Below are 13299 nucleotides of genomic sequence, written 5' to 3' on the forward strand. Positions count from 1 at the left end.
ATGCCGCGCGTCGCGGACGTCGTCGCAGGGTCTGCGGCTTTTTGAAGCTGGCGTATGTCGGCTGATGCCGCCGGTCCGCCCGATCGCGATCAACAAAAGAAGGGGACACCATGAGTCTCGTCGAAGTGAAGGTGCCGGACATCGGCGATTTCAACGATGTCGATGTCATCGAAGTGAACATCAAACCCGGCGACGTCATCGAGAAAGAGCAGTCGCTGCTGACGCTCGAATCGGACAAGGCGTCGATGGAAGTGCCGAGCGACGTCGCTGGCACTGTGAAGGAAGTCCGCATCAAGCCGGGCGACAAGGTGTCGCAAGGCACGGTGATCGCAACGGTCGAGGCATCGGCTGCTGCGCCCGCGAAGGAAGCGGCGCCTGCGAAGGCTCCTGAGAAAACCGAAGCGGCGAAGCCCGCACCGCAAGCGGCGGCTCCGAAGGCGGCTACTCCTGCTCCGCAGGCCGGCAGCTTCTCGGGTAGCGCCGATATCGAATGCGAAATGCTCGTGCTCGGTTCGGGTCCCGGCGGTTATTCGGCGGCATTCCGCTCGGCGGATCTGGGCATGAAGACGGTGCTCGTCGAGCGTTATCAGGCGCTCGGCGGTGTGTGTCTGAACGTCGGCTGTATTCCGTCGAAGGCGTTGCTGCATACCGCGCTCGTTATCGACGAAGCGGCTGCGCTTGCATCGCACGGCATCACGTTCGGCAAGCCGCAGGTCGATCTCGACAAGCTGCGCGACTTCAAGTCCGGCGTCGTCAAGAAGCTGACCGGCGGTCTCGCCGGCATGGCGAAGGCGCGCAAGGTCGAAGTGGTGACGGGCGTCGGCACGTTCGTCGATCCGCACCATCTCGAAGTGCAGACCGAAGGCGGCAAGAAGGTCGTCAAGTTCGCGCAGGCGATCATCGCAGCCGGCTCGCAGGCGGTGAAGCTGCCGTTCATTCCGGATGATCCGCGCGTCGTCGACTCGACCGGTGCGCTCGAACTGCGTCAGGTTCCGCAACGGATGCTCGTGATCGGTGGCGGCATCATCGGCCTCGAAATGGCAACCGTGTACGCGACGCTCGGCTCGCAGATCGACGTCGTCGAAATGCTCGACGGTCTGATGATGGGCGCCGACCGCGATCTCGTGAAAGTCTGGGAGAAGTACAACAGCAAGCGTTTCGCAAACGTGATGCTGAAGACGAAAACGACGGCTGCGGAAGCGAAGGACGACGGTATCTACGTGTCGTTCGAAGGCGAGAAAGCGCCGGCCGAGCCGCAACGCTACGACCTCGTGCTGGTGGCCGTGGGCCGTAGCCCGAACGGCAAGAAGATCGGCGCGGACAAGGCGGGGGTGGCTGTGACCGACCGTGGCTTCATCGAAGTCGACAAGCAGATGCGCACGAACGTCCCGCACATCTTCGCGATCGGCGACCTCGTCGGGCAGCCGATGCTCGCGCACAAGGCCGTGCACGAAGGGCACGTCGCGGCCGAAGTGGCGCACGGCGAGAAGGCGTATTTCGACGCGCTGCAGATTCCGTCGGTGGCTTACACGGACCCGGAAGTTGCGTGGGCCGGCAAGACCGAAGACCAGTGCAAGGCCGAAGGCATCAAGTACGGCAAGGCGGTGTTCCCGTGGGCAGCGTCCGGCCGCGCGATCGCAAACGGTCGCGACGAGGGCTTCACGAAGCTGCTGTTCGATGAAGAGACGCATCGCGTGATCGGCGGCGGGATCGTCGGACTGAATGCCGGCGACCTCATCAGCGAAGTATGTCTCGCGGTCGAGATGGGCGCGGACGCGACGGATATCGGCAAGACGATCCATCCGCATCCGACGCTCGGCGAATCGGTGGGCATGGCTGCCGAACTGTACGAAGGTGTCTGTACCGACCTGCCGCCGCAACGTAAGAAGTAATGACGCGTGTGATGTCCGTTCTCTGATAGCGGACAGATGTCGGCGATAAAAAAACGGCGCGCCCTTTGCGGGGCGCGCCGTTTTTTCTGGCACGGATGTGTGGATGCAGATCGGTGTTGCTCGAGTGTCGCTGAGGTAGCGCTTACGTATCGCCCAAAAAAATCCCGGCCGAGCCGGGAAACGATACGCTGCTTGACGTATCGGAGCGTTGGGCCGTGCAACTCTCCGGAAGGAGAGCGGCACGGCGCTGTTGCCTGATACGGTACAGCTCGATGATCTTGCGATTCGATCCTGCTACTGCGAGAGGCCTGACGCCCCGCATCGTTTGGTGCAGAAGCTTAGACAGCCTTCTTGGTCGAGCGCGAAGCTTGTGCGGCTGCTTGCGTAGCGGCCTTCTGCGCGGCCGATGCGGCTGCGTTGAAGTTGCTTTCAGCGATTTCGACAGCTTGCTTCGTTGCCTTGTGAACCGTTTCGTACGTCGTGTTCGCGGCGGTGATGGCCGACTTGATCACGGCGACAGCGGTTTCCGAACCAGCCGGTGCGTTCTTCGCGACGTTGTCAACGAGCGCTTGCACCTTGCGGTTCTGCTCTTCGTATTGCGATTCCGCGACGCGGGCGAATTCGGCTTGCGTCGACGATGCGATTTCATACAGGTGACGACCGTACGACAGAACCTTTTCCGCGACCGGTTGCGTCAGGCTGGCTTGCAGTGCCAGCAGTTCCTGCGCGTCCTTCACCGACAGCGCGCGCTGCGCGTTTTCCTGGCTCTCAGCGATCGTCGACTTCACGACTTGCAGGTTCAGTTCAACCAGCTTTTCCACGCCTTCAAACGCTTTCGTCGTAAGGCCGAACAGCGTTTCGAGGTTGGCCTTGTGGGCTGCGGCGATTTGCTCGGGGGTCAGCAGACTCATGTTTACGCTCCTGATTACGATCTGTCTGGCGCAGACCGTGTGGGTTAACGGCAGAAACCTGGGTAGCACCCGGCACGGTTTTGGGTCATGCATCGCGCCGTATGCGTTTTGTGCGTCGCACAATGGTTCCCATTTTAGGTGAGCCTCTCGGGATGTCAAGTTCTTTTTGTGCATCGCACAATATTAAGAATTTACTGATAAAACAACACGTTATGCGAAGAGCATGACGACTGGATGAAGGCTGCGGAAAACCCGTCGCCTCTTGTGGTGCACGCTGCAGCGCGGTCGGAAGTGGGGCAAAATTCGCGTTCGATGTAAACCGGTTATTGTCACGGAACGTTAACTTGCGGGCTGCGGTCGAATGCGCGCCACCGCGTGGTTCCGTCGTCGGTCAGGTCCTGGGCGATGGGGCTAAAACTGCTTCGCGTTTGCCCCCATCAAGTCCACAGCTGGATTGGCCGTTAAGCCGGCAAGCAGGGTTCCCGCGGTTGCTACCCATACGATCGATTTTTTCGATCGAAAGACAAGACTTGTTTGGTTCACTCAATCAAACCTTACAACGAGGTTTAACGAGAACCGATAAGTGCTTAATATTGCTAATTTTTCACGCTTTTACTACACTTGCGGAAAACTCCCGCCGCTCCCTTCAGAACACGAATGAAAACCGACATGTTTTCGCCGCTCAAAACGCTCCACGGTGCCGTACTCGGCGCCGTGCTGTCGGTGACCGCTTCGGCCGTCATCGCTGCGGCATTTGCTGCGGTGCCGGTAGACGCGTTCGCCGCGTCCACGGCTACGCACGCCAAACGTACCGTCCACGCCCAGTCCGCCAAAACCACGCGCAAGGCCACGCCTGCTGCTGCGAAGGTGGCTGCGCGGTCCTCGAAATCCGCCGCTAAAGGTGTCGCCGTGAAGACCGCCGCCGCGAAGGCGAGCGACGAATCGCCGCGCGTCGTCGCGAAGAAGCGCCGCGTCGCGTACACGATGAACGGCCGTCATCGCACCGTGGTGCGCCGCGTCGCGTTCCAGCCGCGTCCGCCGACGGTGGGTCAGGCGTTTGGTCTGCACGACACGCCCGATGCGCTCGCGCTGCGTTCCAGCGTTGCGTACGTCGTCGACCAGAATTCGTCCGAGCCTCTTTTCGACAAGAACTCGCACGCTGTCGTGCCGATCGCGTCGATCTCGAAGCTGATGACCGCGATGGTCGTGCTCGATTCGAAGGCGCCGATGACCGAGCAGATCGAGGTCACCGACGAAGACCGCGATTACGAGAAGAACACCGGCTCGCGTCTGTCGGTTGGATCGGTACTGTCGCGTGAGGACATGCTGCACATCGCGTTGATGGCGTCGGAAAATCGTGCGGCTGCTGCGTTGTCGCGCTACTTCCCGGGTGGTCGTCCGGCGTTCATCGCCGCGATGAACGAGAAGGCGAAGCAACTGGGCATGACCGATACGCACTTCGAGAATTCGACGGGTCTCACGAGCCAGAACGTATCGAGCGCGCGCGATCTCGTGAAGATGGTCAACGCTGCGTATCAGTACCCGTTGATCCGCCGCTTCTCGACCGATCGCAGCTACGAAGTGTTCACCGGCAAGCGCACGCTCGCGTACAACAGCACGAATGCGCTGGTGCGTAACCCGACGTGGGATATCGGCCTGCAGAAAACCGGCTTCATCAACGAAGCAGGGGAATGCCTCGTGATGCAGGCGACCATTCACGGCCGTCCGATGATCATGGTGCTGCTCGACTCGTCGGGCAAGTACTCGCGATTCGCGGATGCGGTGCGTCTGCGGACGTGGCTCGACAATGGCGGCGAAGCGCGCATCACGAGCGCGGACGCTGGCGGCGCGGGTACCTGATTTCGTCAGCGCGCGCCTGTAGACGACGGGCGCAGCTTCAAATGCAAAAGAGCCTCGCGATGCGAGGCTCTTTTTTTGCGCGCTTACAGCATAGGCGCGTGGTGCCGTTTAAGCGTGATGCGACGCATGGCCGTTGAGACTCTGCGCGACCTTCGCTGCGTCCTGGTGATAGCCGAGCGATTCCGAGATCACAAGCGCGGTCTTGCTAACTTGCCCGAGCCACGAATCCTGTAGTCGATCGGCAGGCGCCGACAACGACAGACCAGCGACCAGTTTGCCCGTGTCGTCGTAGATGCCTGCGGCAATACAGCGCACCCCCAGTTCGAGCTCCTCGTTGTCGCGCGCGCATGCCTGCTGACGCACATGATTCAGTTCGCGTTCGAGCTTCGCGAGATCGGTGATGCTGTTCTGCGTGTGCCCCGACAGACCCGTGCGCGTTGCGTACGCGCGTACGCGGGTGGCTTCGTCGGCGGCGAGAAAGAGTTTGCCTACCGAGGTCAGGTGCAGCGGCGCACGGCCACCGATCGCGCGCACCACCTGCATGCCCGAGCGTTCCGAATAGGCGCGCTCGATATACACGATCTCGTCTCCCTGACGCACCGACAGATTGACCGTTTGCCCTGTGAGTCGATGCAGTTCGCGCATCGGCATCAATGCAGCATCGCGTACCGACAGGCGCGCTTTCACAAGATTGCCGAGTTCCAGCAGACGCATACCGAGCCGATAGGTGCCCGGGTCCGAGCGATCGACCAGCCGGCACGTGACCATGTCGTTGAGAATGCGGTGTGCCGTCGACGGATGCAGCTCCGTGCGCAGGGCGAGTTCTTTCAGGCTGACCGGATCGCTGTGCGCCGCGAGGGCGTCCAGCAGGCGCATCATGCGCTCGATCACCTGGATCGAAGTCTTGGGATCCGGGTTTGTTTCGCTCATTGGGGGGTAGATCAGTTGACGCGTCAAACAGCGGGAAAATCGATTGTATCTCGTATGGTGAAAAAAGCGAACGCCGTCCGAGGCAGCCTTCGAATCCGCGCGGCCCGATCCGACGCTCGTACAGCGTTGGTGCAGACGATCAAACAGCGGATAATCGGGACCATCATTCTGGAGGAGACCTCATGCGAGTCGGACTGTTCGTCACGTGTCTGATCGATCTGATGCGCCCGGAAATCGGTTTCTCGACGATCAAGCTGATCGAACGCGCCGGCTTCGAAGTCGTCGTGCCGCCCGCGCAAACCTGCTGCGGACAACCCGCCTATAACTCGGGCGACAGACGCATCGCCCGCGATCTCGCCGAGAAGGCAGTGCGCGAGTTCGAGCAGTTCGATTACGTCGTCGTGCCGTCGGGCTCGTGCGGCGGCATGATTCACGCACACTACGGCGACCTGTTCCGCGACGATCCCGAACTGATGGGCCGCTACAGCCGGTTGCAACCGAAGGTATTCGAGCTGACCGATTTCCTCGTCAACGTCGCGAAGATCGAACTGGACGAAGTCGGATTCGACGGACAGGTGACGTATCACGATTCGTGTTCGGGACTCCGCGAACTGGGTGTCAAGACGCAGCCGCGCGAATTGCTCGCTCAGGCCGGCGTGCCGGTCACCGAAATGAAGGGCTGCGAACACTGCTGCGGTTTCGGCGGCACGTTCGCAATCAAGTATGGTGACATCTCCACGGCGATCGTCGACGAGAAGTGCGCGAACATCGCCGCGAGCGGTACGGGTGCGGTGGTGCTCGGCGATCTCGGCTGCATGCTGAACATCGAAGGGCGTCTGCGTCGCACGGGCGACACGACGACCCGAGTACTGCACATCGCGCAGGTGCTGGCCGGCGACGCCTGATCCGCGCGTCGATCAGGTCGCTCACGTCCCTCAAGCCGCTTCCGTTTCCACGCTTTCCCCAGAGTCGCCATGCAAGTTCAATCGATGCAGTTCAAGGCGCGCGCAGGCCAGAAGCTTGCCGACCAGCGTCTGCAGCAGAACCTCACGAAGCTGTCGACGAAGTTCGTCTCGGCTCGCGCCGATGCGATGACCGCGATCGATTTTCACGCGACACGCGATGCACTGAAGGCGCGCCGCAACCGCGCGCTCGACAACCTCGACGTCTGGCTCGAAACCTTCGAGCGTGAAGCGACGCGTCGCGGCGTGACAGTGCTGTTCGCGGAGACGACGCAGGAAGCCGCGCGCCTCGTCGCCGATATCGCACGTCGTCACGATGTGAAGAAGGTGATCAAGACGAAGTCGATGGTGTCGGAGGAAATGCGGCTGAACGCGGTGCTCGGCGAGATGGGCGTGCAGTCGATCGAAACAGACCTCGGCGAGTACATCCTGCAGATCAACGACAACGAGCCGCCGAGCCACATCATTGCGCCCGTCGTGCACAAGGACAAGGACGAGATCGCGGATCTGTTCGCGAAGACGCATCAGCGGCCGCGTCTTACCGAGATCCCGGAAATGACGCACGAGGCGCGCGAGATCCTGCGTCCGCACTTCATGACCGCCGACATGGGCGTGACCGGCGGCAACTTCGTGATCGCGGAAACCGGCTCGGTCGCGATCGTCACGAACGAAGGCAACGAGGGCATGTGCACGGTGATGCCGCGCGTGCACGTTGCGATCACGGGGATCGAAAAGGTGCTGCCGACGCTCGAGGATCTGGCCACCGCGATGCGTCTGCTGCCGCGCTCGGCGACCGGCCAGACGACGTCAAACTATTTCTCGCTGTTGACCGGGCCGCGTGGAGCAGGCGACCAGGATGGTCCTGAGCATATGTATGTGGTGCTCGTCGATGGTGGACGTACGGGTCTTATCGGCGGTGACTTTCAGGAGATGCTGCGCTGTATCCGCTGCGGCGCGTGCATGAATCATTGCCCGGTTTATCAGAAGGTCGGGGGACATGCGTATGGCTGGGTGTATCCGGGGCCGATGGGTTCCGTGCTGACACCGAGCTATGTCGGACTCGACAAGGCGCTCGATCTGCCGCAGGCCGCGACGCTGTGCGGCGAGTGCAACAGCGTTTGCCCGGTCGGGATTCCGTTATCGGATCTGTTGCGCAAGCTGCGCGAGAAACAGGTGGAGCGTCGGTTACGTCCGTGGCGCGAGCGCATGGGGCTCGCAGTCTGGGGCTATCTCGCGTTGCATCCGGATGCGTACGCGCTGCTGACGAAGTTCGCGGTGCGGGTGCTCGAACGGATGGGCGGTCAAAAGCGTTCGATCGCGCGGCTGCCGCTCGGCGGTGGCTGGACCGGCACGCGCGATATGCCCGCGCCGGTCGGACGTACTTTTCGCGAACTGTACAAGGCGCAGCGTAGCCATCTCGGCTGATCGCGGCGCGTAGCGCGTACTAGAGTCAGTGGCGGCTGCCGTGAGACTGGTCGTCGTTGCTGGCCGCTCCACGATTGCCTCCGCGTCCGCCCCCACGGTTGCCCCAATCGCCGCCGTGCCCTCTGTCGCCACCGTTACCGCGGTTCCAGCCGTTTCCTCCACCCGGCGCCTGCTGAGGCGGGTTCGAAGGTCGTCCTCCGCCCGGTGCGTTCGCTTGAGGCTGATTGCCGCCTGGCCCACGCCAGCCGCCATGATCGGGTCGCCAGCCACTTCGGTCGGAGCCGCGATGCCCGTTGTCGTCGGGGCGTCCGCGATAGCCTGGTTGACCCCACCACGGGTTGCGGTCCGGATAAGACGGCCCCGAGTAGCCGCCGAATCCCAGATAGACGTTCGATTGCACGGGCGGCGCGCCGTAATAGCCTGGGCCACCATCGATGTCGCCATAGCCTGAGTAGCCGGGATCGTAGCCATTGCCGTACACCGGTGAACCGTCAGGGTAAGCGGCGCAGCCGCCAAGCAACATCGCGAGTGCGAGGCTCGCGAGCGGGATAACGCGTTTCAGCGGAATCGACATCGATACGGTCCGGAAGGAAAGTCGACCTGATTTTCCGCTGGACCGCTTCCCGCGTCTGTATGTTTTTGTAAGTATTTTGTCTGCTCGTTTACATCGCGGCGTCGATGACGCTGATCCGCCAACTGTTCATCACGAGGCAACACTGTATTCTGGTTGCGCGGGTTTTTCCGGATTGCCGGAACCTCTACAATTTCATCGAGGCGCAATGGGTCTGGACGCGACGCATCGTGAGCCGCGGTACCCGGCGCCGAACGTAGAGAGTGACATCATGAAAACGAAAATATCGGTGTACTGGCCTTTGGCTATTGTTGTGCCGCTCGCAGCGGCTGCGTTCCTTCACATCTGCAGCGATGTTGCTTCGCGCGCATCGCAGGCGCCGCTCGCCGCCAATCAGCTGACAGCAGAACTTGCGCGTACGGTGTCGTACGGACTGATCGCCGACACGGCTGACATGCCATTGAAACCGTCGCGTGCCGCGGCAATGCCGTCGGCTGCATCGTTTTGATTTGAACCCGTCACGCGCCGGTGAAGCCCGGCGCGTGCTCGACAGCCGCTTTGTATAATCGCGGCACCCGTTTTCCCAACCCATCTAACCTGCGCAGCACGCCCGCGCAAACGAACGAAAAAAAGCCGCTGATGAAATCCATCGCCATCTGCTTTGTCTGTCTCGGGAACATCTGCCGTTCCCCGAGTGCGGAAGGCGTGATGCGATATCAACTCGCCGAGGCAAAGCTCGCTGACCGCATCGAGGTCGATTCGGCCGGTACCGGCAACTGGCACATCGGCGAGGCGCCGGACGAGCGCGCTCAACGTGCAGCAGGGCAGCGCGGCTACGATCTGTCCGCGCTAAGAGGTCGGCAGATTGCTGCCGCCGATTTCGAGCGCTTCGATCTGCTGATCGCGATGGATGACGCCAACGTCGCTGCACTGCGCGCCGTCTGCCCGCCGGCGCAGCGCGACAAGATCCGTCTGTTGATGGAATTCGTGCCCGAGACGGATCGCCGCTGGGCAGGCTCGCGCGAGGTCACCGATCCCTATTTCGGCGGCGCGGCCGGCTTCGAGCAGGTGCTCGACCAGTGCGAAGCGGCATGCCGTGGGCTTGTCGCAGTCCTTCGCCCCCAATTGCTTCATACGTAGCACGCATTCAGGCCGTTTGCAGTTAAGTAATGACCCAATTCGCGATAGGGATACTTGACTAAAACGCTCATGTATTTATACTTGACGAAAATTGTCGAGAATTGCGGACACCCACACATCATGAGACTCACCACGAAAGGCCGTTTCGCCGTCACGGCGATGATTGACCTGGCGCTGCGCCAGGAGCAGGGCCCGGTGACGCTTGCGGGTATTAGCCAGCGCCAGCACATCTCCCTGTCCTACCTGGAACAGCTGTTCGGCAAATTGCGCCGTCATGAGATCGTCGAGTCCGTGCGCGGACCCGGCGGCGGGTACAATCTTGCCCGCCGCGCCGAGGACGTGACCGTCGCCGACATCATCATCGCCGTCGACGAACCGCTCGACGCGACCCAATGCGGCGGCAAGGGCACCTGCGAAGGTACGAAGCAGCACGACGGCCACTGCATGACGCACGAACTGTGGTCGACGTTGAACCAGAAGATGGTCGAATACCTCGATTCGGTATCGCTGAAGGATCTGGTCGATCAGCAGCGCTCGCGCGAAAACGCCCCCGCGGTGATCCGCGACCGGCGCAGCGAAGCGCCCGCGACCGAAACGGTGCGCGCGGTGCCGAAAGGACCGAATTCCGTTTTCAACATGGCGAGTTCCTGAGCGCGCCCGAGAGCGAGCCGGAATGCAACGTCAGAACAATATGTCCCCGGAGCAACTGATGAACAACGATACCCTCCACCTGCCCATTTATATGGACTACAGCGCGACGACCCCGGTCGACCCGCGCGTGGTGGACAAGATGATCCCGTATCTGCGCGAGCAGTTCGGCAACCCGGCATCGCGTAGCCATGCGTATGGGTGGGATGCGGAGCGTGCAGTCGAGGAAGCGCGCGAAAACGTCGCGGCGCTCGTCAACGCCGACCCGCGCGAAATCATCTGGACCTCCGGCGCGACCGAATCCGACAACCTCGCGATCAAGGGCGCCGCGCACTTCTACAAGAGCAAGGGCAAGCACATCATCACGGTGAAGACCGAGCACAAGGCCGTGCTCGATACCTGCCGCGAACTCGAGCGCGAAGGCTTCGAGGTGACGTATCTCGACGTGAAGGACGACGGTCTGATCGATCTCGACGTCTTCAAGGCAGCGTTGCGTCCGGACACGATCCTGGTGTCGGTGATGTCGGTCAACAACGAGATCGGCGTGATCCAGGACATCGAAACGATCGGCGAAATCTGCCGCGAAAAAGGCATCATTTTCCACGTCGATGCGGCGCAGGCCACCGGCAAGGTCGTGATCGATCTGCAGAAGCTGAAGGTCGACCTGATGTCGTTCTCGGCGCACAAGACGTATGGCCCGAAGGGCATCGGCGCGCTGTACGTGCGCCGCAAGCCGCGCGTGCGGATCGAAGCGCAGATGCACGGTGGCGGTCACGAGCGCGGCATGCGTTCGGGCACGCTCGCGACGCACCAGATCGTCGGCATGGGCGAAGCGTTCCGTCTCGCACGCGAAGAAATGGCGACGGAGAACGAACGCATCCGCATGCTGCGCGACCGTCTGCTGCGCGGCCTGTCCGAGATCGAAGAGGTCTACGTGAACGGCGACATGGACACGCGCGTGCCGCATAACCTGAACATCAGCTTCAATTTCGTCGAAGGCGAATCGCTGATCATGGCGGTGAAGGATGTCGCGGTGTCGTCGGGTTCGGCGTGCACGTCGGCGTCGCTCGAACCTTCTTACGTGCTGCGCGCGTTGGGTCGTAACGACGAACTCGCGCACAGCTCGATCCGCTTCACAGTGGGCCGTTTCACGACCGAGCAGGACGTCGATTACGTGATCAACCTGCTGAAGTCCAAGATTGCGAAGCTGCGCGACCTGTCGCCGCTGTGGGAAATGCACAAGGACGGGATCGATATTTCGACGATCCAGTGGGCTGCGCACTGACGCGCCCGTTCATATCGAATGCAGGTTGAAACGAATCAAGGAGTGTAATCATGGCTTATAGCGACAAGGTTCTGGATCACTACGAAAACCCGCGCAACGTCGGTTCCTTCTCGAAGGATGACGATGCAGTCGGCACCGGCATGGTCGGTGCGCCGGCATGCGGCGACGTGATGAAGCTGCAGATTCGCGTGGGCGCGGACGGCGTGATCGAAGACGCGAAGTTCAAGACCTACGGTTGCGGTTCGGCGATCGCATCGAGCTCGCTCGTCACCGAATGGGTGAAGGGCAAGACGCTTGACGAAGCGATGTCGATCAAGAACACGCAGATCGCGGAAGAACTCGCGCTGCCGCCGGTGAAGATCCACTGTTCGATCCTCGCGGAAGACGCGATCAAGGCAGCCGTGGCCGACTACCGTCAGCGTCATGGCGGCGAGACGGCCGAAGCAGGCGACAAGCAAGCTGCCTGAGCGAGTACGCAGAAGGCAACGGCAGCGTGCGGCGGGCCCAGGCGGAAACACTGCCGCAGCACGCCGGTCGCTGCCGACGCACACGGAACAGCAGAAGCGAAGCAGGGCCGACGCGCGTGGCGGATATAACGCAGAACGGCGCGCAACGGAGCAATGAGAGACGTTATGGCAATCACGTTGACGGAAAAAGCGGCACAGCACGTGCAGAAGTACCTGGTCCGCCGCGGTAAGGGCGTCGGGTTGCGGCTCGGCGTGCGCACGACCGGATGCTCGGGGCTCGCGTACAAGCTCGAGTATGTGGATGAACTCGCGCCGGAAGATCAGATATTCGAGTGCAACGGTGTGAAGATCATCGTCGATCCGAAGAGCCTCGCGTATATCGACGGCACGGAACTCGACTTCGCGCGCGAAGGGCTGAATGAAGGCTTCAAGTTCAATAACCCGAACGTGAAGGACGAGTGCGGCTGCGGCGAATCGTTCCGCGTGTAATCGCGCGCAGGGCGGCAAAAAGGCGGCGCGGGCCGCCTTTTTAATTTGCTCTCGAGCGTTGCCTCCTCTGCTGTGAATCCCGAACGCCTGCAGTTCCTGAACCGACCTACGCGACCCACGCACACCACGCGAACGACACCCAGATGGCCTCGCTGAACGACAGCCACTTCGATCTCTTCGACCTGCCGGCGCAGTTCGCGCTCGACGCGCACGCGCTCGATGACGCCTACCGCACCGTGCAGGCGCAGGTGCACCCCGACCGTTTCGCGGCGGCCGGCGATGCGCAGAAGCGCATCGCGATGCAGTGGGCGACGCGCACGAACGAGGCGTATCAGACGCTGCGCGATCCGCTGAAACGTGCGACGTATCTGCTCGGACTGCGCGGCATCGACGTCGGCGCGGAGAACAACACCGCGATGGAACCGGCGTTTCTGATGCAGCAGATGGAATGGCGCGAGCGGATCGAAGACGCGGCCGGCGCGAAGAACGTCGATGAACTCGACGCGCTGTTGTCCGAGTTGCGTGACGAAGAGCGCGTGCGTTTCGGCAAGCTCGCTGCGCTGCTCGACAGCGGCGTGGATCAGGCCGCGAGCGAAGCGGTGCGCCAGCTGATGTTCATCGAGCGCGTCGCGACGGAGATCGGCACCCAGATCGAACGGCTCGACGCGTGAGCGCCTGCAAGGCACCGCAACTCGCGATAACGCCCCCAACAGCAATGC

General features: G+C 61.8%; 14 protein-coding genes. 11 read left to right on the forward strand and 3 right to left on the reverse strand.

Going from position 1 to position 13299, the window contains the following annotated elements:
* Positions 1-110: 110 nt before the first annotated feature.
* Positions 111-1892, forward strand: coding sequence for a dihydrolipoyl dehydrogenase (lpdA, locus tag E1748_RS16930; RefSeq protein WP_133648332.1), 1782 nt, complete (start codon positions 111-113; stop codon positions 1890-1892).
* A 338-nt stretch (positions 1893-2230) separates the two neighbouring features.
* Here the strand turns inward: lpdA and E1748_RS16935 are convergent, their stop codons facing one another.
* Positions 2231-2803, reverse strand: coding sequence for a phasin family protein (locus E1748_RS16935; protein ID WP_133648333.1), 573 nt, complete (start codon positions 2801-2803; stop codon positions 2231-2233).
* Between the two features lie 657 nt (positions 2804-3460).
* Between E1748_RS16935 and pbpG the strand changes: the two genes are divergently transcribed.
* Positions 3461-4663 (forward strand): D-alanyl-D-alanine endopeptidase, encoded by a 1203-nt coding sequence (gene pbpG, locus E1748_RS16940; RefSeq protein ID WP_133648334.1) that lies wholly within the window; start codon positions 3461-3463, stop codon positions 4661-4663.
* Positions 4664-4771: 108 nt separating this feature from the next.
* Here pbpG and E1748_RS16945 read toward each other — a convergent pair whose 3' ends face one another.
* Positions 4772-5593 (reverse strand): IclR family transcriptional regulator, encoded by an 822-nt coding sequence (locus E1748_RS16945; RefSeq protein WP_133648335.1) that lies wholly within the window; start codon positions 5591-5593, stop codon positions 4772-4774.
* A gap of 182 nt (positions 5594-5775) precedes the next feature.
* Between E1748_RS16945 and E1748_RS16950 the strand changes: the two genes are divergently transcribed.
* Both E1748_RS16950 and E1748_RS16955 read left to right on the forward strand, forming a co-directional pair.
* Entirely contained in the window at positions 5776-6498 is a 723-nt protein-coding gene (locus E1748_RS16950; RefSeq protein ID WP_133648336.1) for a (Fe-S)-binding protein, read from the forward strand.
* 69 nt (positions 6499-6567) lie between these two features.
* Positions 6568-7980 (forward strand): lactate utilization protein B, encoded by a 1413-nt coding sequence (locus tag E1748_RS16955; protein ID WP_133648337.1) that lies wholly within the window; start codon positions 6568-6570, stop codon positions 7978-7980.
* 25 nt (positions 7981-8005) lie between these two features.
* Here the strand turns inward: E1748_RS16955 and E1748_RS16960 are convergent, their stop codons facing one another.
* Positions 8006-8554: a hypothetical protein gene (locus E1748_RS16960; protein WP_240766677.1), complete on the reverse strand. Its 549-nt coding sequence runs from the start codon at positions 8552-8554 to the stop codon at positions 8006-8008.
* A gap of 268 nt (positions 8555-8822) precedes the next feature.
* Here E1748_RS16960 and E1748_RS16965 point away from each other — a divergent pair, with 268 nt between their 5' ends.
* The 7 genes from E1748_RS16965 to hscB all read left to right on the forward strand — a co-directional run bounded on the left by E1748_RS16965 (position 8823) and on the right by hscB (position 13251).
* Positions 8823-9059 (forward strand): hypothetical protein, encoded by a 237-nt coding sequence (locus tag E1748_RS16965; protein WP_133648338.1) that lies wholly within the window; start codon positions 8823-8825, stop codon positions 9057-9059.
* Positions 9060-9190: 131 nt separating this feature from the next.
* A complete protein-coding gene (locus E1748_RS16970; protein ID WP_133649410.1) occupies positions 9191-9691 on the forward strand; it encodes a low molecular weight protein-tyrosine-phosphatase in 501 nt (166 codons plus the stop codon).
* Positions 9692-9811: 120 nt separating this feature from the next.
* Positions 9812-10342: a Fe-S cluster assembly transcriptional regulator IscR gene (iscR, locus tag E1748_RS16975; RefSeq protein WP_133649411.1), complete on the forward strand. Its 531-nt coding sequence runs from the start codon at positions 9812-9814 to the stop codon at positions 10340-10342.
* 58 nt (positions 10343-10400) lie between these two features.
* The gene (locus E1748_RS16980) at positions 10401-11624 is read left to right on the forward strand and encodes an IscS subfamily cysteine desulfurase (RefSeq protein WP_133648339.1); all 1224 of its coding nucleotides are present in this window, start codon (positions 10401-10403) and stop codon (positions 11622-11624) included.
* 50 nt (positions 11625-11674) lie between these two features.
* Complete coding sequence (gene iscU / locus E1748_RS16985) at positions 11675-12091, forward strand: Fe-S cluster assembly scaffold IscU (protein WP_133648340.1); 417 nt, start codon at positions 11675-11677, stop codon at positions 12089-12091.
* A 165-nt stretch (positions 12092-12256) separates the two neighbouring features.
* Positions 12257-12580: an iron-sulfur cluster assembly protein IscA gene (iscA, locus tag E1748_RS16990; RefSeq protein WP_133648341.1), complete on the forward strand. Its 324-nt coding sequence runs from the start codon at positions 12257-12259 to the stop codon at positions 12578-12580.
* A 143-nt stretch (positions 12581-12723) separates the two neighbouring features.
* Positions 12724-13251 (forward strand): Fe-S protein assembly co-chaperone HscB, encoded by a 528-nt coding sequence (gene hscB, locus E1748_RS16995; protein WP_133648342.1) that lies wholly within the window; start codon positions 12724-12726, stop codon positions 13249-13251.
* Positions 13252-13299: the final 48 nt, after the last annotated feature.

It is taken from the genome of Paraburkholderia flava (assembly GCF_004359985.1).
Lineage (GTDB): Bacteria > Pseudomonadota > Gammaproteobacteria > Burkholderiales > Burkholderiaceae > Paraburkholderia > Paraburkholderia flava.